The 22,840-nt window shown below is 46.4% G+C and carries 25 protein-coding genes; 17 read left to right on the forward strand and 8 right to left on the reverse strand.

Annotated features, from left to right (window positions below; all coding sequences use genetic code 11):
• Nucleotides 1–59 precede the first annotated feature (59 nt).
• The 4 genes from R7Q48_RS22015 to R7Q48_RS22030 all read left to right on the forward strand — a co-directional run bounded on the left by R7Q48_RS22015 (nt 60) and on the right by R7Q48_RS22030 (nt 4,927).
• Nucleotides 60–1,271 carry an aspartate aminotransferase family protein gene (locus R7Q48_RS22015; RefSeq protein ID WP_213973474.1) on the forward strand — a complete coding sequence of 404 codons (1,212 nt, stop codon included), beginning with the start codon at nt 60–62 and terminating at the stop codon, nt 1,269–1,271.
• Between the two features lie 110 nt (nt 1,272–1,381).
• Entirely contained in the window at nt 1,382–2,401 is a 1,020-nt protein-coding gene (gene astA, locus R7Q48_RS22020; protein WP_005381422.1) for an arginine N-succinyltransferase, read from the forward strand.
• Between the two features lie 28 nt (nt 2,402–2,429).
• On the forward strand, nt 2,430–3,887 hold the full coding sequence (astD, locus tag R7Q48_RS22025) for a succinylglutamate-semialdehyde dehydrogenase (protein ID WP_005381424.1): 1,458 nt from the start codon (nt 2,430–2,432) through the stop codon (nt 3,885–3,887).
• Between the two features lie 248 nt (nt 3,888–4,135).
• Nucleotides 4,136–4,927: a DUF1338 domain-containing protein gene (locus R7Q48_RS22030; RefSeq protein WP_213898828.1), complete on the forward strand. Its 792-nt coding sequence runs from the start codon at nt 4,136–4,138 to the stop codon at nt 4,925–4,927.
• 136 nt (nt 4,928–5,063) lie between these two features.
• Here the strand turns inward: R7Q48_RS22030 and crp are convergent, their stop codons facing one another.
• From crp to R7Q48_RS22060, 6 genes are all read right to left on the reverse strand, one after another.
• Nucleotides 5,064–5,696: a cAMP-activated global transcriptional regulator CRP gene (gene crp / locus R7Q48_RS22035; protein ID WP_005381432.1), complete on the reverse strand. Its 633-nt coding sequence runs from the start codon at nt 5,694–5,696 to the stop codon at nt 5,064–5,066.
• A 240-nt stretch (nt 5,697–5,936) separates the two neighbouring features.
• Nucleotides 5,937–6,806: a phosphoribulokinase gene (locus R7Q48_RS22040; RefSeq protein WP_005381434.1), complete on the reverse strand. Its 870-nt coding sequence runs from the start codon at nt 6,804–6,806 to the stop codon at nt 5,937–5,939.
• Between the two features lie 125 nt (nt 6,807–6,931).
• The gene (locus tag R7Q48_RS22045; protein WP_005382815.1) at nt 6,932–7,144 is read right to left on the reverse strand and encodes a YheU family protein; all 213 of its coding nucleotides are present in this window, start codon (nt 7,142–7,144) and stop codon (nt 6,932–6,934) included.
• Nucleotides 7,145–7,177: 33 nt separating this feature from the next.
• Nucleotides 7,178–8,185: a hydrolase gene (locus tag R7Q48_RS22050; RefSeq protein ID WP_064377067.1), complete on the reverse strand. Its 1,008-nt coding sequence runs from the start codon at nt 8,183–8,185 to the stop codon at nt 7,178–7,180.
• A gap of 87 nt (nt 8,186–8,272) precedes the next feature.
• Nucleotides 8,273–8,761: a TIGR02444 family protein gene (locus R7Q48_RS22055; protein ID WP_033907158.1), complete on the reverse strand. Its 489-nt coding sequence runs from the start codon at nt 8,759–8,761 to the stop codon at nt 8,273–8,275.
• Nucleotides 8,758–10,677, reverse strand: coding sequence for an ABC transporter ATP-binding protein (locus tag R7Q48_RS22060; RefSeq protein WP_042523641.1), 1,920 nt, complete (start codon nt 10,675–10,677; stop codon nt 8,758–8,760). The genes R7Q48_RS22055 and R7Q48_RS22060 overlap by 4 nt, the downstream gene beginning before the upstream one ends.
• A 209-nt stretch (nt 10,678–10,886) precedes the next feature.
• Here R7Q48_RS22060 and kefG point away from each other — a divergent pair, with 209 nt between their 5' ends.
• From kefG to R7Q48_RS22085, 5 genes are all read left to right on the forward strand, one after another.
• Entirely contained in the window at nt 10,887–11,480 is a 594-nt protein-coding gene (gene kefG / locus R7Q48_RS22065; RefSeq protein WP_005381444.1) for a glutathione-regulated potassium-efflux system ancillary protein KefG, read from the forward strand.
• Nucleotides 11,464–13,260, forward strand: coding sequence for a glutathione-regulated potassium-efflux system protein KefB (gene kefB, locus R7Q48_RS22070; RefSeq protein WP_005382809.1), 1,797 nt, complete (start codon nt 11,464–11,466; stop codon nt 13,258–13,260). The genes kefG and kefB overlap by 17 nt, the downstream gene beginning before the upstream one ends.
• 33 nt (nt 13,261–13,293) lie before the next feature.
• Nucleotides 13,294–13,494 carry a YheV family putative zinc ribbon protein gene (locus R7Q48_RS22075; protein WP_005381449.1) on the forward strand — a complete coding sequence of 67 codons (201 nt, stop codon included), beginning with the start codon at nt 13,294–13,296 and terminating at the stop codon, nt 13,492–13,494.
• Between the two features lie 92 nt (nt 13,495–13,586).
• Nucleotides 13,587–14,138, forward strand: coding sequence for a peptidylprolyl isomerase (slyD, locus tag R7Q48_RS22080; RefSeq protein ID WP_005381451.1), 552 nt, complete (start codon nt 13,587–13,589; stop codon nt 14,136–14,138).
• A 131-nt stretch (nt 14,139–14,269) separates the two neighbouring features.
• Complete coding sequence (locus R7Q48_RS22085) at nt 14,270–15,211, forward strand: isoaspartyl peptidase/L-asparaginase (RefSeq protein ID WP_318132441.1); 942 nt, start codon at nt 14,270–14,272, stop codon at nt 15,209–15,211.
• 83 nt (nt 15,212–15,294) lie between these two features.
• On the opposite strand, the gene R7Q48_RS22090 is transcribed toward R7Q48_RS22085, so the two are convergent.
• Both R7Q48_RS22090 and R7Q48_RS22095 read right to left on the reverse strand, forming a co-directional pair.
• Complete coding sequence (locus R7Q48_RS22090) at nt 15,295–15,522, reverse strand: SlyX family protein (protein WP_193837600.1); 228 nt, start codon at nt 15,520–15,522, stop codon at nt 15,295–15,297.
• Nucleotides 15,519–16,505, reverse strand: a complete 987-nt coding sequence (locus R7Q48_RS22095; protein ID WP_017633742.1) for a WD40 repeat domain-containing protein — start codon at nt 16,503–16,505, stop codon at nt 15,519–15,521. Before R7Q48_RS22095 ends, R7Q48_RS22090 begins: the two co-directional genes overlap by 4 nt.
• A 128-nt stretch (nt 16,506–16,633) precedes the next feature.
• Here R7Q48_RS22095 and fkpA point away from each other — a divergent pair, with 128 nt between their 5' ends.
• The 8 genes from fkpA (at nt 16,634) to fusA (ending at nt 22,609) form a co-directional block, all read left to right on the forward strand.
• Entirely contained in the window at nt 16,634–17,416 is a 783-nt protein-coding gene (gene fkpA / locus R7Q48_RS22100; protein WP_238843916.1) for an FKBP-type peptidyl-prolyl cis-trans isomerase, read from the forward strand.
• A 143-nt stretch (nt 17,417–17,559) separates the two neighbouring features.
• Nucleotides 17,560–18,282, forward strand: coding sequence for a transcriptional regulator (locus tag R7Q48_RS22105; RefSeq protein WP_005382804.1), 723 nt, complete (start codon nt 17,560–17,562; stop codon nt 18,280–18,282).
• Nucleotides 18,279–18,674 (forward strand): sulfurtransferase complex subunit TusD, encoded by a 396-nt coding sequence (tusD, locus tag R7Q48_RS22110; protein ID WP_017633744.1) that lies wholly within the window; start codon nt 18,279–18,281, stop codon nt 18,672–18,674. The genes R7Q48_RS22105 and tusD overlap by 4 nt, the downstream gene beginning before the upstream one ends.
• Nucleotides 18,671–19,027 (forward strand): sulfurtransferase complex subunit TusC, encoded by a 357-nt coding sequence (gene tusC / locus R7Q48_RS22115; protein ID WP_213898832.1) that lies wholly within the window; start codon nt 18,671–18,673, stop codon nt 19,025–19,027. Before tusD ends, tusC begins: the two co-directional genes overlap by 4 nt.
• 7 nt (nt 19,028–19,034) lie before the next feature.
• Nucleotides 19,035–19,310, forward strand: coding sequence for a sulfurtransferase complex subunit TusB (gene tusB / locus R7Q48_RS22120; RefSeq protein WP_005382799.1), 276 nt, complete (start codon nt 19,035–19,037; stop codon nt 19,308–19,310).
• A 177-nt stretch (nt 19,311–19,487) separates the two neighbouring features.
• Complete coding sequence (gene rpsL / locus R7Q48_RS22125) at nt 19,488–19,862, forward strand: 30S ribosomal protein S12 (protein ID WP_004399892.1); 375 nt, start codon at nt 19,488–19,490, stop codon at nt 19,860–19,862.
• A 101-nt stretch (nt 19,863–19,963) separates the two neighbouring features.
• A complete protein-coding gene (gene rpsG, locus R7Q48_RS22130) occupies nt 19,964–20,434 on the forward strand; it encodes a 30S ribosomal protein S7 (protein ID WP_005382796.1) in 471 nt (156 codons plus the stop codon).
• A 75-nt stretch (nt 20,435–20,509) separates the two neighbouring features.
• Nucleotides 20,510–22,609, forward strand: a complete 2,100-nt coding sequence (gene fusA, locus R7Q48_RS22135; RefSeq protein ID WP_005382794.1) for an elongation factor G — start codon at nt 20,510–20,512, stop codon at nt 22,607–22,609.
• Nucleotides 22,610–22,840 lie beyond the last annotated feature (231 nt).

A 22,840-nucleotide genomic window follows, 5' to 3' on the forward strand; every position in this document is an offset into this window, starting at 1 on the left:
AAGAGAGCCGGTTAAATTCGCTTATCTGCTACGCATGCGGTATCAAGAAGGAATGTGCAATGACAACGGAAATTAAAGTAGAGCGCGGTTTATTCGATGAGGTAATGGTACCTTGCTATAACCCGATGGAAATGATCCCTGTTAAAGGTGAAGGTTCACGTGTTTGGGATCAGGAAGGTAATGAATACATCGACTTTGCTGGTGGTATTGCAGTGAGCTGTCTTGGCCATTGTCATCCAGTAATGGTAAACGCACTAACAGAGCAAGCTAACAAGCTTTGGCACTTAAGTAACGTTATGACGAACGAACCAGCCCTTCGTCTGGCGAAAAAGCTAACAGAAGTGAGTTTTGCTGAGCGTGTGTTCTTTGCTAACTCTGGCGCAGAAGCAAACGAAGCCGCTTTGAAGCTGGCACGTCGTTATGCAGCAGACGTTTATGGCACTGAGAAATCTGAAATCATTGCATTCAAACAAGGTTTCCACGGTCGTACATTCTTTACCGTAACGGTTGGTGGCCAAGCGGCATACTCTGACGGCTTCGGTCCTAAGCCAGGCGACGTGACACACCTTCCTTACAACGATATCGAAGCTTTACAAGCGCACATGTCTGATCGTACTTGTGCGGTCATGATGGAGCCACTACAAGGTGAAGGCGGCATCGTGCCACCAACGCCTGAGTTCGCTCAAGCGGTTCGCGAGCTGTGTGACAAACACAACGCCTTACTGATCTTCGATGAAGTGCAAACTGGTAATGGCCGTACAGGTAACTTCTACGCTTACCAAGGTTTAGGTATCACGCCAGATATTCTAAGTACTGCGAAATCACTTGGTGGCGGTTTCCCAATCGGTGCAATGCTAACGACAGCAAAATTGGCAGAGCACATGAAAGTGGGCACTCACGGTTCTACATATGGCGGTAACCCACTAGCGTGTGCGGTTGCAGAAGCGGTTGTAAATGAAGTTACTAAGCCCGAGGTGTTGGCTGGTGTGCTAGAACGCGAAGCAATGTTCCGTGAAGGTCTAGAGAAGATCAACGCGAAGTACAACATCTTCTCAGAAGTGCGCGGTCAAGGCCTATTACTTGGCGCTGCACTAAATGAAGAATGGCAAGGCCGTGCGCGTGACGTGCTGGTTGCTGCAGGTAAACAAGGTCTCATGGTATTGGTTGCGGGTGCCAATGTCGTACGTTTCACACCATCACTCGTTATCACACAACAAGAAATTGAAGAAGGCTTGGCGAAACTGGATAAAGCGATCGCGACTTTAGTTTAAGCGCGATATCAGTTTAAACGTCAACGCAGACACCCCCGTCAAGGATCTCTGATAGGGGGAATTGTTCCTACAATATAGTTAGGATCTTCTTGCATCTGGAGGGAGTATTGATGCTAGTAGTTCGCCCTATCGCGATGTCGGATTACGACGCACTGCACACTTGTGCGGTGGAGTCTGGTCACGGATTTACATCTCTACCGGTTAACGAAGAACTGTTAACCAATCGAATCAAACATTCAGAGTACAGCTTTGGTAAGCCAGATGTGGCAGAACCAGGCGATGAAGGCTACCTGATGGTTGGCTTTGACTCTGAAACGGGTGAGGTTGCGGGTACCACCGGAATCGAAGCATCTATCGGCTGGGATGTCCCATTTTACTCATATCACATTAGTAAAGTCGTGCACTCGTCGCCAAAGCTTGGCGTTAACAACGTCGTTAAACTGCTTACTTTTGGTAATAACTACACGGGTAACAGCGAAATTTGTACCTTGTTCTTGCGTGAGAAATTCCGCCAAGGTCTGAATGGTCGTCTAATGTCGAAGTGTCGTTTCCTAATGATGGCAGAGCACCCAGAGCGCTTCTCTGAAACGATCTTTGCGGAGATGCGTGGCGTTTCAGACGACGAGGGTAATTCACCATTCTGGCAATGGCTTCAAGAGCATTTCTTCTCTATCGATTTCACGCTTGCAGATTACCTGACAGGTATCGGCAAGAAAGGCTTTATCGCCGACTTGATGCCGAAACTGCCTATTTACATCAACCTGCTCAGCCCAGAAGCGCAAGCCGTGATTGGTCAAGTACATGATAACACGCGTCCAGCGCTGAAGCTGCTTGAGCGTGAAGGTTTTACCAACCGAGGCTACGTCGACATCTTCGATGGTGGCCCAACGGTTGAGTGTGATCTGCGTAATATTGAGTCGGTACGTCATTCATTCCGCGCGCAAGTCAAAATCTCTGAACATTCCAGCACACAAGACTTCTTGATGTGTAATTCATCTTTCGAGAACTTCCGTGCGACAGTCACTAAGGCGGCGTATGACGCAGAGACACAGAGCGTAATGATCGCACCAGACGTTGCGGATGCACTTTCGGTTGAAGAAGGGGATTTCGTTCGCCTTCTTCCGCAGTAACAGACGACAGAATTTAAGGATAGAAACAATGACACATTGGATTGCAGGTGAATGGGTACAAGGTCAGGGTGAAGCATTTACGTCTCTGTCGCCGTACAACCAAGAAGTGATCTGGCAAGGCAAAGGTGCAACGGCAGAGCAGGTGAACCAGGCGGTATCTGCAGCGCGTGAAGCGTTTATTGACTGGAAAAAGCGCCCATTTTCAGAGCGTGAGGCAATCGTGTTGGCTTTTGCGGAGAAAGTAAAAGAGAACAGCGAAAAAATCGCCGAAGTCATTGCCAAAGAAACTGGTAAGCCAATTTGGGAAACGCGCACTGAAGCAGCGGCAATGGCAGGTAAAATTGCCATTTCGATTCGCGCTTATCATGACCGCACTGGTGAGGCGAGCCGTGAAGCAGCAGGCAACCAAATCGTATTGCGCCACCGCCCATTGGGCGTGATGGCGGTGTTTGGTCCTTACAACTTCCCAGGCCACCTACCAAATGGTCACATTGTGCCTGCGCTACTGGCTGGTAACACGGTAGTCTTCAAACCGTCTGAGCAAACGCCATGGACGGGTGAATTGGCAATGAAGCTATGGGAAGAAGCCGGTCTGCCGAAAGGCGTGATTAACCTTGTTCAAGGCGCGAAAGAAACTGGTATCGCGCTCGCTGACGCAAAAGGCATCGATGGCGTACTGTTTACGGGTAGCGCAAATACGGGGCATGTATTACACCGTCAATTTGCGGGTCAACCGGGCAAGATGCTCGCACTAGAAATGGGTGGTAATAACCCGATGGTGATCTCTGATAAATATGGTGATTTGGATGCCACGGTTTACACCATCATCCAGTCAGCGTTTATCAGTGCTGGGCAGCGTTGTACGTGTGCTCGTCGTTTGTATGTGCCATTGGGTGAAAAAGGCGATGCGCTTATCACCAAACTCGTTGAAGCGACACGCAATATTCGCGTAGACCAACCATTTGCAGAACCTGCGCCATTTATGGGACCGCAAATTTCGGTCGCGGCAGCCAAGTTTATTCTTGACGCACAAGCTAATCTACAGTCTCTTGGCGGTGAAAGCTTGATTGAAGCGAAAGCAGGAGAGGCGGCGTTTGTTTCTCCTGGCATCATTGATGTAACGAACATTGCTGAGTTACCAGATGAAGAATACTTCGGCCCACTTCTGCAAGTGGTGCGCTACGAAGGATTAGATAAAGCCGTGGCGCTAGCAAACGATACGCGCTTTGGCTTATCTGCTGGTTTGGTTTCAACCGACGACCAAGAGTGGGAATACTTCGTTGACCACATTCGTGCAGGTATCGTGAACCGTAACCGCCAGCTCACTGGTGCAAGCGGTGATGCGCCATTTGGTGGTCCGGGGGCGTCGGGTAACTTGCGCCCAAGCGCTTACTACGCAGCAGATTACTGTGCGTACCCAATGGCATCAATGGAAGGTCAAGAAACTGTCTTGCCTGCAACATTGAGTCCAGGTGTAGCGCTATAAGTTTTTATTATAGAGTCGCAACTATGCATTGCGGCTCACCTTGCCGGCGCATCATTTAGGTATGGGTTGTAGTGATCGTTGGCAGAACACGAAAAGTGAGCAAAGACTCGGAAAAGCGTGTTGACTGACTGGCATTTACCGTCACAGGTTGATGGTTGCTCGTTCATTATTCTGGACAACTCTTGTTGTGAACGAGCAGCCAACTTCCGCTTACCTTTAAACTCTACATCTCGTAACAAGGAGTCGTTATGACGCCCGATGTGTTATTTGAATCGCTATGGCAAGATTACATTCAACGTCTTTGCCCTTCGGCTGCTAAAGTGCATCAGCTGCTTCAAGAAGATGAGCCTCTGATTAATGATCATATAGCTTTACGTACCTTCAATATCGCGCCTCTTGGTATTGAAACTCTAGCTAAGCCATTTGTAGCTATTGGTTACAAGGCGTGTGGTGATTACGTTTTCGAAAGCAAAAAGCTGGTTGCTAAGCACTATGAGCACCCAGATCCGAAGCAACCTAAAGTATTTATTAGTGAGCTAAAAGTTGAAGAGTGCTCGCCTGAGCTACAAGAGATTGTGAAAAATTTGGTGGCACAAGTCGATGCTGACAAGCTGAACGATAGCGCATTCTTACATGGTGGACGCTTGTGGGATTTAAGCTTTGCTGATTACCAAACGTTGGCTAAAGAAAGTGAGTACGCATCTTGGCTTGCGGCGCATGGTTACGGAGCAAACCACTTCACGGTGAGCGTTAACCAGCTCAATGAATATGAAGAAGTGAAGCAGGTAAACAATCATCTGCGTACCGCTGGGTTTACCATTAATGAAAATGGTGGTGAAGTGAAGGGCACTCCTGAGGTGTTGCTAGAGCAGTCATCGACCATGGCAGATAAAGTAGCGGTTCGTTTTAGCGAAGGCACTGAAATTATCCCTGGCGGGTTTTATGAATTTGCTAAGCGCTATCCGATGGAAAATGGTGATTTGTACCCAGGTTTCGTGGCTGCTTCAGCTGACAAAATCTTTGAAAGTACGAATGGCTAAGTTTTAGGGTTAACCTGTTAAGCTTACTCATTAGTGTTCGCTGCACCCTATCTCATTTGGTCATGAGCAAATAAAAAGCCACCAATGTTGCCATTGGTGGCTTTTATAATTTTGTTCGTGTCACTCTAGTTCGAGATTAACGAGTACCGTAAACCACGATGGTTTTACCGTGAGCAGAGATTAGGTTCTGCTCTTCTAGCATCTTCAAGATACGACCTACTGTCTCACGAGAACAGCCAACAATTTGACCGATTTCTTGACGAGTGATCTTTATTTGCATGCCGTCTGGGTGAGTCATTGCGTCTGGTTGTTTTGCAAGGTTCAGAAGCGTCTGAGCGATACGACCAGTTACGTCTAGGAACGCCAGGTCACCCACTTTTTGGCTAGTTACTTGAAGACGACGAGCCATCTGCGCAGAAAGACGCATTAGGATGTCTGGGTTTACTTGGATAAGCTGACGGAACTTCTTGAAAGAAATTTCAGCAACTTCACAAGGAGATTTAGCACGAACCCAAGCTGTGCGCTCTTGGTCTTCCTCGAATAGACCAAGTTCACCAATAAAGTCTCCTTGGTTTAGGTAAGAAAGGATCATCTCCTTACCTTCTTCGTCTTTGATAAGAACCGCAACAGAACCTTTAACGATGTAGTACAAAGTTTCTGCCTTTTCGCCCGCGTGAATTAGCGTGCTCTTTGAAGGGTACTTATGAATATGACAGTGTGAAAGAAACCACTCTAATGTTGGGTCGGTTTGAGGTTTACCTAGAACCATAATATCTCACTTCCTCTGCAGGGTACGCTTGCGCTATCCATATTTTAGCTAAGCCTGAATTAGGCCTACTAGAATAAGAGCACTTTTTATATGCTGCAAGCTCTCTTGTGTTTCGGTAAGAAATAGTATCCTTTTTCGAAAACGATTTCTTGATTTTAATCGTGCCATGATTGAGATTTTGTAAGCAAAACTGTGCACATGATCACGGTATGAAAAGTAAACATCTTCGCAGGCAGGTTTTTAGCCAATTTTCCCTGTTTCGATGAGCTGTTGTAGGATAGGCCGAACTATGAGCTCCATTGCAAAGCTCATCTTACCGCCGGGTACGACAATCGTGTTGTGGCGTGACATGAATGAGCCATCAATCATGGCCAGCAGATATGGGAAGTCGACATTCTTGATACCGCGTAGGCGAATCACCACAAAACTCTCATCCAAACTAGGGATGCCTTTTGCATTAAGTGGGTTGGAAGTATCAACGGTCGGTACGCGCTGGAAGTTGATGTGAGTACGAGAAAACTGCGGAGTGATATAGTTGAGGTAATCGTCCATGGATCGCACGATTGAGTCCATTACCGCTTCACGCGAATGGCCGCGATCGCGAGTGTCACGTACGAATTTTTGGATCCACTCTAAGTTCACAATCGGCACCATGCCAATTAAGAAATCCACATGTTGAGCAACATTAACATCGCCATCGACCACGCCACCATGTAACCCTTCATAAAACAGCACGTCGCTGTTTTCGGGTAAGTCTTGCCACGGTGTAAACGTGCCTGGCATTTGATTGTAGGGAACCGCTTCGTCAAACGTGTGCAGATAACGGCGCACGCTGCCAGTACCATCATGCCCGAACTTACGGAAAAACTCTTCTAATCCCGGGAAGTCATTAGCTTGTGGGCCAAAGTAGCTAATGTGTCGACCTTGCTCGCGGGCTTTGCGAATTTCGATGTCCATTTCTGGGCGAGTAAAGCGATGGAAGCTATCGCCTTCAACCCATGCGGGTTTAACGTTCATCATATTGAACATTTTACGGAAGGCTTCAGATGTAGTGGTCGTGCCGGCACCGGACGAACCAGTAACCGCAATAATTGGGTGTTTAGCTGACATGACAAACCTTGTCGAAAATTACTTACCTGTAATGTGCAGTAGAGTTACTACTGCACGGTCGATATCCCACTATAGCACGTAACAATACCTTGTCATCGAGTGGGATACGGTAAAATGTGAAGGGTCTAAAATTTTGTTTTATGTTGAATATCGACGGTTTCGTGTAGCTCAGAGAACACGATAACCGCTTCACCTTTTTCCAATTGAGCTTTAACTTGATCAATTTTGTCTTGCAAAGAAACCTCAACGGTTCCGTAATCCGTTCCTTCGCGTAAGACGAATTCACGAATTAAGTTTTCCAATGTTTCCGGCGCAATGTCTTGCCATGGAATGATCATAAATACCTCTAACTTTTATGATGAGCGGCTAGTTTACTGCGTTCGTTGCTTGGATACAGCAGAAAGGTAATCTGCGGCGATACTTTCGTAATACGCGGGCAGCGCTTCCTCCAACCAAAACTTAGGTTTTAACGCCGTTCCTGTTAGGAAGCCAACATGGCCACCGTGTTCAAAGAGACGGTAATCAATGTTATCTGGCAAAACAAACTTCGGTATCACATCATCGGTCATGAACGGATCGTCTTTGGCATGGATGATCAGTGTGGGTAGCGTGATTTGCTGTAGTTTACTTAAGCCAGAACATTGATCGTAATAATCTTGTGCGTCTTTAAAACCGTGCAGTGGTGCCGTGATCAAATCATCGAATTCATACAATCTTGTGACACGTTTTATTGAGTTGTAGGACAGCGCAAGCTCACCATGCAGTAGATGATGCTTTTGTAACGCGTTACGTTTCAGTGAAGAAAGCAGGTAACGGCGATACACTTTTGAAAAGCCTTGTTCTATACGGTTCGCACACGCCGCTAGGTCTAAAGGCGCTGAGATAATAGTCGCTGCATTCAAAATAGGGTGGTCTTTATATTGGGCTAAATAATTCGCCAACATGTTACCGCCAAGAGAAATACCAACTGCAACTTTGGGATTATCAGGAAAACGTTGTTCAAGGTGCTCTAGGAAGTAACGAGCATCCATCACTTCTCCCGAGTGATAAGCTCGTGCTTTTTTGTTTGGTTTACCGCTGCAGCCACGAAAATGCATCATCACCGACAGCCATCCAGATTGAGCAAATGCATTCATTAGCCCATTGGCATAAGGGCTATAGAAGCACCCCTCTAACCCATGAAATAAAACAAAAATCGGCTTTTTTTGTGCAGGCTCTTGGGTTGGGTCCTCGCTCCACGCGAGATCGAGAAAGTCGCCATCGGATGTATCGAGGGTTTGCCAAATCGGCGTAAATAACGCTTTTTTGCGAATAAAACGCGGCAAAAGCGTTTGGAGATGCGGGTTTTTGATCCCGGCGGCTGCGAAAAATTGTGTCATACCTAACTGCTCTTATGCGGTCCTTCGGTGTCCGTTGAAGAACTTATTAATATAATCCTTTATAAAGATTATAGGTATTCTACAGATTTATGGGCGTTTTGGTGGTTGAATGTTTGGCACCGGAATAGCAAAGGCTTGCTGCAAATGCTCCCCACCGAGTTGACGACAGTATCTCAACGTCAGTGGGTCACCATCATTTTTGAGTAGTGCAAGTGAGTTAATGCAGTCCACCAAATCCGCTTGTTGCTGCTTTTCTAGTTGCAGCTCAAACTGCAAGGTCTCACGATACAAAGCGTCATTGACTTGAGACTTAAGGTGGCGACGAAGGTCGCGAAAGGAGTGAAGTAAAGTTTCGCTCCTACCTAGACAGTCTTGCACCAAGGGCCAGTCTTTTTCTTGGAAAATGAGTTGCTGCTCATCGAGCCATCTGAGCAGCAGGAGTAGGTTCACGTTACCGTGGTAGTTGTTCTGTAATGATAAACACGCCTCTTTCACTTCTCGCACACCATAAAATTGCAGACTAAACTGCCAAAGGTGTTCTAGGGTGAGTGTGTATTCAGCGTGTTGATTACTCATTGATTAAACTCTAGCTCCATCTGCTCCAACGTTTCTTGAGCAGACATCCATTCCATTTCAATTTCTTCGAGCTCAGCTTTACTGGAAGCTTGAAGTGCCAGCACTTGGTTAAGTTTAGCTTTATTTTCGGCCGCATACAGTGAGTTGTCCGCCAATTGTTCTTCAGCTTCGGCCAGTGCAGCACCTAACTTATCCATTTTATTTTCTAGTTGTGTCAGCGTTTTGCGAATTGGCGCTGTCTGTTTTCGAAACTCTGCATCGCGACGTTTTTGCTCTTTCTTCGCAGCTGCGCTGTTGGCCGTATCTTTGCTTGGCTGCGCAGCCTGCGCTTCTTTGCGTTCCGCTCTTTGTTGTTCGGTTAACCATTTATAATAGTCATTTAAATCACCGTCGAACGGAGCAACTTGTCGATCATGCACTAAATACAAGTCATCGGTCGTAGCGCGCAGTAAATAGCGGTCGTGCGAAACAATCACCATCGCACCTTCGAATGTTTGCAGTGCCATCGTAAGTGCTTGGCGCATGTCCAAGTCTAAGTGGTTGGTCGGTTCATCAAGTAGCAACAGGTTTGGCTTTTGCCACACAATTAAAGCCAATACCAAACGGGCTTTTTCGCCACCAGAAAACGGCGCAACTTTTTCTAGTGCTTTGTCACCTTGGAAGCCAAAGCTACCTAGGTAATCACGTAGCTGCTGTTCGGTTTGATCGGGTGCGATTTGCATCATGTGTTGCAGCGGCGTTTCTTCAGGATGAAGCGTTTCTAACTGGTGCTGAGCGAAGTAACCAATTTTCACGCCTTGTGAGTAAGTTAGGTCACCACCTTGCGCGTTAAGTTCACCAGAGAGCAGCTTGATTAAGGTCGATTTACCCGCACCATTACGGCCGAGTAGACCAATACGACTGCCAGGAACCAAGTTTAAGCGGATCTTCTCTAAGATGAGGTTGTCACCGTAACCTGCAGATACTTCATCCATCATCATGATTGGGTTTGGCAGCGCAGCTGGCTCACGGAATTGAAAGCTAAATGGGTTATCGAATTGAGCTGGCAGTACTTTTTCCATGCGCTCCAAAGCTTTGATACGACTTTGGGCTTGGCGTGCTTTTGATGCTTTGTAACGGAAGCGGTCGATGTAGCTTTGCATGTGCGACATCTGCTTCTGTTGCTTTTCAAACATCGCTTGTTGCAACACCATCTTTTGTGCGCGTTGGTTTTCGAATGACGAGTAGTTACCCGTGTATTCGTTCAGCTGCTGATTCTCGATGTGAATGATGCGACCAACAATTGGATCAAGGAAGTCTCGGTCGTGCGAGATCAGAATCAGCGTGCCAGGGTAGTTTTGTAGCCAACGCTCTAACCACATTACCGCGTCCAAATCCAAGTGGTTGGTTGGTTCGTCGAGTAGCAGTAGATCAGAACGACACAATAGCGCTTGAGCCAAGTTAAGACGCATACGCCAACCACCCGAGAATTGGGTCAAACTCCAACTCATTTGCTCTTGGCTGAACCCTAAACCATCGAGCAGTTCTGCCGCGCGAGCGCGAATGCTGTAACCACCAATGGTTTCAATTTTACCGTGTATCTCGGCAACTAGGGTTCCGTTGTCTTGTGTTTCTGCTTCAGCTAACTGCTTTTCGAGAGCGCGGTACTCGCGATCACCATCAATGACGTATTCCAGTGCAGTGCGCTCTAGCGCAGGCGTTTCCTGTGCGACCCAGGCCAACTCCCAGTGTTGAGGTTGGCTAAATGAGCCAGCATCAATTGACAGTTCATCTTTCAGTAGGGCAAACAGCGTTGATTTACCGCAGCCGTTTTTGCCCACAAGACCGACTTTATCGCCAGGGTGAATAGTCGCAGAAGCTTGGTCTAAAAGAGGTTTACCGCCACGCAGTAACTGAATATCAGAGAAGGTAATCATAAAGTTTTCATTCACTTTGCGCAGTGCGCGTTGCTTGGTTACATAGCGAAGTGGTTTCAATCGTTTTTAAAGCCACTTGGGTATATATCTAGCGGTGAATAGTAGGGGTATTGGCCGGAAAAGTCGATTGATTCGCTTTAATTGCATTATGCTGTACAAAAAAGTATAACAATTTGATAACGGATAAAAATAACCACAAGGACGACCATTTGGCTGTTGCACCGTCTATTCTCCCAAAAGTTCTGGTCATTTATGCTCATCCAGAGCCACATAACTCGATTGCCAATCAAGTGATGATAAAAAAAGCTCAGTCGCTTGATCACGTCACTGTGCACGATCTTTACGGTGTTTACCCTGATTTCTTTATTGATGTGAATTACGAACATGAGTTGTTACTCGCTCACGATGTGATTGTATTTCACCACCCACTTTATATGTATTCATGTCCAGCCCTGTTAAAAGAGTGGCTAGACCGAGTGTTAGGTAAAGGCTTTGCGTTTGGCGGAGGTGCGGCGCTAGAAGGAAAATACTGGCGCAGTGTCATTACAACAGGTGGTAAAGAAGAAGCCTTCAGTGCGAAGGGGTACAACAAATACCCACTTGAGCAAATCTTGCAACCGTTTGAACTGACGGCAGCTCTATGCCAAATGCACTGGATTGAACCTCTGGTGTTGTATTGGTCAAGAAATGTTTCGGATATTGAACGCTACGAACATGCCGAGTTATACCGTGGATGGCTGAGTAACCCACTTGAAAACTGGCAAGCGGCAGATCGAGGAGGTCAGTATGGCGATCACCAGTGAGTTTCTTCAAAGCAGTGTGGTCTTTCTTTCGGCTGCGGTTATTGCGGTGCCGATTGCTCAGCGCCTTGGGCTTGGCTCGGTTTTAGGTTATTTACTCGCTGGTGTGTTGATTGGCCCATGGGGGCTTGGCTTAATTAGCGACGTTGATGCCATTTTGCATTTTGCCGAGCTTGGGGTTGTGTTGTTACTGTTTTTGATAGGGCTGGAATTAAACCCTAAAAAATTGTGGCAGATGCGAGGGCCGATTTTAGGTTTAGGCGGTGCGCAGGTTGTGGTCACGACCGCCGTGATTGGTAGTGTCGTCAGTATGTTTGGCGTAAGCATGCAAGTGAGTTTGGTGATCGGGATGGGGTTGGCGCTGTCCTCGACGGCGATTGCGCTTAAAGTCATTGAAGAGCAAGGGCTTAATGGTACCGAAACGGGGCAATCTGGTTTTGCGGTGCTGCTCTTTCAAGATATTGCAGTGATCCCGATGCTGGCGATGTTGCCCTTGCTAGCAGGCGGGCATAGTGGTGGAAGTTGGTTGGATGTCTTCACTATTTTAGGCAGTGTGGTAGCACTGTTGATTGGTGGTCACTTTTTACTACGTCCGCTATTTCGTTTTGTCGTGATGAGCGGCGTTCGTGAGCTCTTTACCGTTGCTGCACTTTTAGTCGTGCTTGGCATTTCGGTCGTGATGCAAAAGCTCGGCCTTTCGATGGCATTGGGGACTTTTTTAGCAGGCGTTTTGCTTGCAGAGAGTGAGTATCGCCATGAGCTGGAAATCGCTATCGAGCCATTTAAAGGTCTGTTGTTGGGGTTATTCTTTATTGCGGTGGGCATGGCGGTAAACTTGGGGTTATTGGCATTACACCCTTTAGAGATTCTCGGTGCGGTGGTGGCTTTGGTCGTGGTTAAGGGTTTGGTTTTGTATGCATTGGCGAGAGCTGCCCGTGTCGGAGCCAAAGCGAGAAGCCGTATGGCTGCAATTTTGAGCCAAGGCGGTGAGTTTGCCTTTGTCATATTTACCGCGGCGAGCCAAGAGGGCATTTTGTCCAAAGAGCAAGTGGCGTTTCTGTTGGTGGTGGTCAGTCTATCCATGGTGACGACTCCTCTTTTGCTGATGGGACAAAAGAAGTGGTTTGCTCATACCCTGAATCAAGAAGAAGAGGGCATGACCACGAAAGTCGTGGATCGCCGACCACGTGTTATCATTGCAGGCTTTGGACGTTTCGGTCAGATCGTCGGACGTTTAATGTATGCCAATAAAATCAAAGTGACAGTATTAGAAAGTGATGCCAGCCAAATCCACCTATTACGTAAGTATGGTTACAAAGTGTTTTATGGCGATGCTACACAAATTGACCTATTGAGGGCAGCTGGCGCTGATAAAGCGGAAGCATTGGTTATTTGTACTGATTCACCTGATGAGGTGATGGCCATCGTGGACATTTGTCGCGTGCACTTCCCGAAACTTAAGTTGTTAGCTCGAGCAAGAAGCCGTGTCGAGGCTTACCAGTTAATGAGTCATGGTGTAGAGAATTACTCTCGTGAAACATTTTTAGGGGCGCTAGATCTCGGTCGCCAAGCGCTCGTAGAACTGGGTATGCATCCTTATCAAGCAAAGCGGGCAGAAGCACATTTTCGCAAGTTGGATAATGCTATGCTTAAGGACTTATTGCCTCAACACAATGAAGATAAGAAATTAGCTCAAAGGGCGAAAGAGGCCCGCAAAGAGCTAGAAGAAATATTTGGTCGTGAAATGGAGAGCGACCATCAGTCACCTAATCATTGGAAGTAGTACTTGAGCCAAGACTCAAGCTAAGGAAATAGCGTGAAAATCAAGAAACGTTTTATTGCCGGCGCTAGCTGCCCAAATTGCAGCCAGCAAGATACCCTGCGCTGGTGGATTGAAAATAACATCGAATTAGTTGAGTGTGTCGAGTGTGAGTTTACAGAGCAGCGTAAACCACAATCTGTAGAGAAAAATAAACACTCAGATCAGGAAATGATCGGAATTTTTAAGCCGGAGTAATTGAACTTCGATAATTGATCCCCATAATACACCCAGATATCTCAGTACTTAACCCCATTCAGGTTAAGTCAATTAATCTCCCTGGAGTTAGTATGAAAATTGAAAAGAACGTTGTTGCAAGCCTTGCATACAAAGTAATGATGGAAGACGGTGTCGTTGTTGATCAATCAACAGCAGAAGCACCTCTAGATTACCTTCACGGTCACAACAACCTAATCACAGGTCTTGAAAAAGAACTTGAAGGTAAAGTGGCTGGCGACAAGTTCTCAGTAACGGTAGCTCCTGAAGAAGCTTACGGTGAGCACAACGATGCGCTAGTACAGCGCGTTCCTGCGGACGTGTTCCAAGGCGTTGAGCAAATCGAAGTGGGCATGCGCTTCCTAGCTGACACTGACCAAGGTCCAATCCCTGTTGAAGTAACAGAAGTTGACGGCAACGAAGTGGTTGTTGACGGTAACCATATGTTAGCTGGTCAAACACTAACTTTCGAAGTAGAAGTTATGTCTACACGTGAAGCAACAGCAGAAGAGATCGAACACGGTCACATCCACCAAGGTGGTGGCTGTTGTGGTGGTCACGATCATGACCACGATCACGAAGAAGAAGGCGGCTGCTGTGGCGGCGGTAGCTGTGGTTCTCACTAATCATAAGCGCCTTCACTAGATAATCTTATCTAGCAAAGCTTTGAAAAGCGCAAGTTGAGTTTTCAACTTGCGCTTTTTGTTTATCTAAGGTGTAGTGCCAACCATACAAGGAATAACAGTTGGACAAAGTGATGACGAAACCTTTCTCGATTGCCATTCATGGTGGTGCGGGCACCATCTTGCGTGAACAGATGAGCGATGAGCTGCAACAATCCATCTTGGCGGATTTAGAAGCTGCGGTAAAAGCGGGACATCAAATTCTAGACACGGGCGGTGAAGCCTTAGATGCCGTCGTAGCGGCAGTGAAAGTATTGGAAGACTCTCCTAACTTTAATGCGGGTAAAGGCTCAGTGCTGACCAACAACGAAATGGTTGAAATGGACGCTTCTGTGATGGATGGGCGAAACCTTGCAGCAGGTGCGGTCGCAGGTGTTCGTCATATCAGAAACCCAATTGAGCTCGCTCGTGACGTGATGCGAAACAGCAATCATGTGTTGTTGGTGGGTGAGGGCGCAGAGAAGTTTGCTTTTGAGCAAGGCCATGAGTATACCGAGCAAGATTACTTCTTTACTGATCGCCGTTATGAGCAGTTGCTGTCTATGCGTGAGAAAGGACTGTTTGCTTTGTCGGAATCTCGTTACCCAGATGACCGTAAGCACGGTACGGTTGGTGCGGTAGCGTTAGATCAACAAGGCAACTTAGCCGCTGCCACCAGTACGGGTGGCGTGACGAATAAGAAATACAACCGAGTCGGAGATTCGGCTCTGATTGGTTGTGGTACGGTGGCCGAAAATGGCGTTGTGGCAGTTTCCACTACGGGTGTCGGTGAGTTCTTTATTCGTAAACGTGTTGCGGAAGACGTTGCAGCACGTATGCGTTACTTACAAGAAGATATTCATACGGCTTGTGAACACATTATCCAAGGTGCTCTCAAACAGATGGGCGGAGAGGGCGGTTTGATTGCCATTGATGCTAAAGGTGAGATGCACTTTGCGATGAACAGTTCTGGCATGTACCGAGCAGGCATTAATACGCAAGGCGAGCTGAGCGTTAAAATCTACGCCGACGAATAGCTTCCTCTTGAGTACCTTCTTAAGTAATTAATACAACAAAGCCCAGAACATGTTCTGGGCTTTATGCTATTTGAGCCTGCATTTTAATAATGCGGTGGTGGGGTTTCTTCTGACGGATCGGCTAAATTCGACGAGTCCATATTTTTTACTTTACCTACCACATATTTCATCTGATCGAGCATCTTGGTAATTTGCAGTTGTTGCTGCGATAAAGCGCCGTTCAGATCTTCAATAGTCTGTTCTTGGAACGCAAGCTGACATTCTAAGTCATTAATGCGTGCTTCCAATTGCTGAATGGTTTTTTCTGTCATGATCCGTTCTCTAACTGCCAAGCTTGGGCAATACCTGCTGAAGTAGCAGTAATTACGCGTTGTTTTGAATCAAAGGCTGCATCATACACGACCGCACGGGGAGGGCGAGTGTCTTTTTTGGGCTCCACTTCAAATCCACTCATTCGTTTTCCGGTTTGAGTATCCCATATCGACACACGGCCAGAAGGGCTTCCTGTGACTAGTTGAGTCCCGTCGTCAGAAAATCGTGCGGTAGAGAAAATTAATTGGCGTGACCAACTGCTCAACTGTGTGACTTCTTGTCCAGTTTTTAAATTCCAAACAATCGCTTGGTTTCCGCCATCAGATGTCATTGCTAATTTTCCATCTCTTTGCAGGGCCACGCGAACAATTCGTTGTTCATGTTCGAAGGTTCGTAGTACTTGTCCGGTTTCGGTATCCCACAGATACGCTTTATAGTCATTACCTCCGGTTAGGGCGAAGCGCCCATTAGGAGAAATGGCCACGGAATTGACTTTTTCACGATGCGCAAGGAACTCCATGCGACGCCCGGTGACTAAGTTGACATAAATTGCTTTACCGTTGGATAACCCAAGCAGAACTTGTTCACCATTACTGGTGATATCAACGTCGCGAATGAGCGCATCAGAGATAGACCAAAGGCCTTCGGATTGCGTCCAGCCTAGGTCCCAAACTGCGAAGTTCATTTGGCTTGCTGTAATTGCGTAGCGACCATTGTCAGATATGCGGATATGGGAAACCACATTGGCATCGGCATCGAGTTCACCCAGGTTGGCTAGTTGTTCATTTTGCTCTAGGTCCCACAACATCAAATGACGTTGTTGAGAATAGAGCAGAGCAAACCGTCCATCTCTGCTAAGTGCGAAGCTCGTCGCACCTTGAGGTTCTATCGGCCAACGCTGCACTTCACGCTCGGCGAAAAAGCAACCATTTAACGTGGTGATGACAATTAAATATAGGAATAAATGAAAAATTCTTTGCATCACATCTAATAATCCGGTTTGTGTCTTAAGACATATAGCTAGTATATTGGTATAACGATTGTCTTCACTAGTCTCATAGAAGATTTGTGCACAACAACCAATGGCAGAGCCATTATTGGGAGAATTTAATGAAATCAGTTTTAAAAGTGTCGCTACTTGCTGCAACAGTTATGCTAGCGGTAGGTTGTCAGAAAGAAGAAACTAAAACAGAAACCGTACCTCAAGCAGAACAAGTTCAAGCAGAAACCGGTAAAGCGGTTCACTTTAAAACCGACGACGACAAAGCGGCATACGCAATCGGTGTTTCATTTGCTAACTACCTAAGCACAAGCATCGACAAGCCAAGCGAAATCGGCATTAATCTTAACAAAGATTTGGTACTAAAAGGTATCGAAGACGTCTTCAAAGGCAATGCTGAATTGAATGAAGAAGAAACACGTGCAGCACTAGAATCTCTAGACAAGCGTGTTGCAGAAAAGATGCAAGCACAAGCGGCTGAGAAAGCAGCTGAAGCGAAAAAAGCTGGCGATGATTTCCGTGCTGAGTTTGAGAAGCAAGAAGGCGTAGTGAAGACAGATACAGGTCTTCTATACCAAGTAATGACACCAGCTGAAGGTGAGAAGCCAAAAGACACTGATACGGTTCAAGTACACTACAAAGGTACTCTGATCGACGGTACTCAGTTCGACAGCTCATACGATCGTGGTGAACCTGCAACGTTCCCACTTAACCGTGTAATCCCAGGTTGGACAGAGGGTGTTCAGCTAATGCCTGTGGGTTCTAAATTCAAATTCGTTATCCCGCCAGAGCTAGCATACGGTGACCAAGACACACCAAGCATTCCTGCTAACTCAACGCTAGTATTTGAAGTTGAGCTGCTAAAAGTTGAGAACGACAACGCAGAGCAATAACAATAAGCTGCGATAAGTTATTGAAAAAGGTCCGTTTAACGGGCCTTTTTTGTTCTAGGTCACTAGTTGGTGAGTTTGCTAGGTTGCTTTTCAAATTTTCTGATAAACTTACACCAATTTGTTGATTTTTCGCTCGAAGGCTTATGACAACTACAGAAACAATAAACGCGGAGATGTTGCTCGAAATGGAATCCGTTAACGTGATGCCGTTTACCGAGCACGACAAAATCATTTTAAGATCTTATGAGGCGGTCGTGGATGGTATCGCCAGCCTGATAGGTCCATTTTGTGAAATCGTTCTTCACTCTCTAGAAGACTTAAATACCTCTGCAATTAAAATCGCTAACGGTGAAAACACGGGGCGCCAAGTCGGCTCACCAATCACTGATTTAGCGCTTAAGATGCTAAAAGACATCGAAGGCTCGGAGCGCAACTTCTCACGTTCGTACTTTACCCGTGCAAAAGGTGGCGTGTTGATGAAGTCGATTACTGTCGCCATTCGTAATGGCGAAAATCGCGTGATTGGTTTGTTGTGTATCAACGTCAACTTGGATGCGCCTTTCTCGCAAGTTCTTCAGTCTTTCATGCCGACGCAAGAAGCGAAAGAAGCGGCTTCCTCGGTCAACTTTGCTAGTGACGTAGAAGAGCTGGTGGACCAAACTGTTGAACGCACCATCGAAGAGATCAATGCGGATAAATCCGTGTCTAACAACACCAAGAATCGCCAGATCGTGATGGAGTTGTACGACAAAGGTATCTTCGATATTAAAGATGCCATCAACCGTGTCGCGGATCGCCTTAATATTTCAAAACACACCGTTTACTTGTACATTCGTCAACGTAAAACCGAGGATGATGAAAGGTGAGTAAACTGACTTACACGTTAGTGGTGAATGGTCCCGTTTATGGCAGCCAGTCAGCGCGCAGTGCTTATCAGTTCGCCAAAGCGTTGATAGAGCAAGGCCATCAGCTAGTGAGCGTCTTCTTTTATCAAGATGGTGTGACTAATGGTACTGCTTTGAGTGTGCCAGCTAACGATGAATTTGATCTCAATAAGGCGTGGCAGTCTTTGGCTAAAGAGCATGGTGTTCGCCTAGAAACTTGTGTCGCGGCCGCTTTGCGTCGCGGGATTGTAAGTGAAGAAGAAGCGAATCAACATGGTTTGGTTCAGAACAATCTAGCCGATGGTTTTGAACAAGCAGGCTTAGGTAGCCTAGCTGAAGCGATGTTAACCCAAGACAGAGTGGTACAGTTTTGAGTCAGTTAACTTATCTATTTCGTAGTGCGCCACATGGCAGTGCAGCTGGTCGTGAAGGTGTGGATGCACTGTTAGCCGCGTCGGCTTACTGTGAAGATATCAGCGTCATTTTCGTGGGTGACGGGGTATACCAGCTTCTACTCGGACAAAACCCCAACAATATTTTGAGTAAAGATTACGCGCCGATGTTAAAGCTTTTCGATTTATACGACATCGAACAAGTCTTTGTGTGTTCAGAGTCGTTAACCCAGCGAGGTTTGGCGCAAGCGGATTTAGTCATTGAAGCCCAAGCGTTAAGCTCAGAACAGCTCAAAGATAAGTTACAACACGCTGGCAAGCTACTGTCTTTTTGAGGAAGGTATGTTACACATCATAAAAACAGTCTCTGCTCTAGAAGACGCCATGCCCTTATGCAGTGAACAGGATGACATCTTACTTATAGAAGATGCAGTGTACGCTGCTAACTCGCAACATAAAGCATTTTCCCATCTAAAAAACCGCAGCGTATTTGTGTTAGAGAGCGATGCGCAAGCTCGCGGTATTGCAAATCGTATCAGTCCATCGCTGACGATTGTGAATTACTCAGGCTTCGTTGAACTAACAGCAAAACAGGATAAATCCCTAACTTGGGATTGAACAAGATTTGCTGTCGACAAAGCTTTACGGATGAATTGTTCTAATTGAACAAAAAAGATCCGTATATTTCTTGACACACCTCTCACTGCTGCATAGAATTTTGCGTCCCTAACTGCATTGGCAGTTGGGGATAGATTTTTCACAAAGCTTACTTTCAAGTAAATCAGGAGCTAGTTAATGGCAACTATTAACCAGTTGGTACGTAAGCCACGTGCAAAGCAAGTTGTTAAAAGCAACGTGCCTGCACTAGAAGCGTGCCCACAAAAACGTGGTGTATGTACTCGTGTTTACACTACTACACCTAAAAAACCTAACTCAGCACTTCGTAAAGTTTGTCGTGTACGTCTGACAAACGGCTTCGAAGTTACATCGTACATCGGCGGTGAAGGTCACAACCTTCAAGAGCACTCAGTTGTTCTAATCCGTGGTGGTCGTGTTAAAGACCTTCCAGGTGTGCGTTACCACACTGTTCGCGGCGCACTAGACTGTGCTGGCGTAAATGACCGTAAACAAGGTCGTTCTAAGTACGGTGTGAAGCGTCCTAAGTCTTAATGGATTCCGTTAAGTAAGGCCAAACACTAAATTATTTTTAATTTTTTGAAAAAACTGAAAAGTTTTGGATAAAACCTGAAGAAGACAACGGAGATAAATCCATGCCACGTCGTCGCGTCATTGGTCAGCGTAAGATCCTTCCAGATCCAAAATTCAAATCTGAATTGCTGGCAAAATTCGTTAACATCCTAATGGTTGACGGTAAAAAATCTACTGCAGAGAAAATCGTTTACACTGCACTAGATGCTATGGCTGAAAAGTCTGGTAAAGACCACTTAGCTATTTTTGAAGAAGCTCTTGAAAACGTTCGCCCAGCGGTAGAGGTTAAATCTCGCCGTGTTGGTGGTTCAACTTACCAAGTACCTGTAGAAGTACGTCCGGTTCGCCGTAACGCACTTGCTATGCGTTGGTTGGTTGAAGCTGCGCGCAAGCGTGGTGAAAAATCTATGGCTCAACGCCTAGCTGCTGAAATGCTAGACGCGTCTGAGAACAAAGGTACTGCGGTTAAGAAACGTGAAGACGTTCACCGCATGGCTGACGCAAACAAAGCGTTCGCTCATTACCGTTGGTAATACCTTCTGTGCTGCGAGGTTCTCTCGCAGCACTTTTCTATACTCTAAGGTACACCTTAGTAAGAGGATACAATCGTGGCTCGTAAAACTCCTATTGAGCTATACCGTAATATCGGTATCTGTGCTCACGTAGATGCAGGAAAAACAACCACAACTGAGCGTATTCTGTTCTACACTGGCCTTTCTCACAAAATCGGCGAAGTTCACGATGGTGCAGCAACCATGGACTGGATGGAGCAGGAGCAGGAGCGTGGTATCACTATCACATCCGCTGCGACTACTACATTCTGGCGTGGTATGGAAGCACAGTTCCCTGAGCATCGCGTAAACATCATTGATACCCCTGGACACGTTGACTTTACTATCGAAGTAGAGCGTTCTCTTCGTGTACTTGATGGTGCTGTGGTTGTGTTCTGTGGCTCATCTGGTGTTGAACCTCAGTCTGAAACTGTATGGCGTCAAGCAGACAAATACCACGTTCCACGTTTGGTATTTGTAAACAAGATGGACCGTGCGGGCGCAGACTTCCTACGCGTTGTGAACCAAATTAAGAATCGTCTTGGTGCGACTCCTGTTCCAATCCAGCTGAACGTTGGTGCGGAAGATGAGTTCAGAGGTGTCATCGACCTTATCAAGATGAAAATGATCAACTGGAATGATGCCGATCAAGGCACTTCGTTTACTTACGAAGACATCCCAGCTGACATGATTGAACTTGCTGAAGAGTGGCGCAACCACATGGTTGAATCCGCTGCTGAAGCTAGCGAAGAGCTGATGGACAAGTACCTTGAAGAAGGTGAATTGACTGAAGCTGAGCTCAAACAAGCTCTACGTACTCGCACACTAAATAACGAAATCGTACTGGCTACTTGTGGTAGTGCGTTTAAGAACAAAGGTGTTCAAGCGGTACTGGATGCAGTAGTTGAGTTCTTGCCATCGCCTGTTGACGTACCTGCAATTAAAGGTGTCGACGAAAGAGAAAATGAAGTTGAGCGTCATGCTGACGACAACGAACCTTTCTCAGCGCTAGCGTTTAAGATTGCGACTGACCCATTCGTGGGCACGCTAACTTTCATGCGTGTTTACTCCGGTGTTGTAAACTCGGGTGACGCTGTTTACAACTCAGTAAAAGAGAAGAAAGAGCGTTTCGGTCGTATCGTTCAGATGCATGCGAATAAGCGTGAAGAAGTGAAAGAAGTTCGCGCTGGTGATATTGCAGCTGCTATCGGTCTGAAAGACGTAACAACAGGTGACACACTGTGTGATCAGAACCACAAAGTGATTCTAGAGCGCATGGAGTTCCCTGAACCAGTTATTCAGATTGCTGTAGAGCCTCGTTCTAAGGCAGACCAAGAGAAAATGGCTATCGCGCTAGGTAAACTAGCAGCGGAAGATCCATCATTCCGCGTGGAAACGGACGACGAATCAGGTCAGACTCTGATCTCCGGTATGGGTGAACTTCACCTAGACATTATCGTTGATCGTATGAAGCGTGAATTCAGCGTTGATTGTAACGTTGGTAAACCTCAGGTTGCTTACCGTGAAACCATTCGTGGTAAAGCGGAAGTTGAAGGTAAGTTTGTTCGTCAATCAGGTGGTCGTGGTCAATACGGTCATGTTTGGGTCAAACTTGAGCCTTCTGAGCCTGGTGAAGGTTTCGTATTCGTAGACGAAATCGTGGGCGGTGTGATTCCTAAGGAATACATCAGTTCGGTATCGAAAGGTATCGAAGAGCAAATGAATAGTGGTGTTCTAGCGGGTTACCCTGTACTAGATATTAAAGCTACACTATTTGATGGTTCTTACCACGATGTAGACTCAAGCGAGATGGCGTTTAAGATCGCTGGCTCGATGGCATTCAAGAAAGGTGCACTAGAAGCACAACCTGTGATTCTAGAACCTATGATGAATGTCGAAGTAACCACTCCGGAAGACTGGATGGGTGACGTTGTTGGTGACCTAAACCGTCGTCGCGGTATCATTGAAGGCATGGACGAAGGTGTGGCTGGTCTTAAGATCATCCGTGCTCAAGTACCACTATCCGAAATGTTCGGTTACGCAACTGATCTACGTTCTGCAACTCAAGGCCGTGCGTCTTACTCTATGGAGTTTCACGAGTACGCTGAAGTGCCGAAAAACTTCGCAGATAAAATTATTGCAGAGCGTGGTTACTAATTGACGATTGAACTGCAAAAAGTTTACGACTTTTTGCGAGATCAGGGCGTCCAAATATTGCGCTAACGGGCGTTGGCGCATAAAATAACAATTTCTGGCGCGTCGTCGATCAATAATGATCACGACGAATCATAACTAGGAAGGAACACGATCGTGTCTAAAGAAAAATTTGAACGTACGAAACCGCACGTTAACGTTGGTACTATCGGCCACGTTGACCACGGTAAAACA

It is taken from the genome of Vibrio sp. 378, assembly GCF_033339435.1.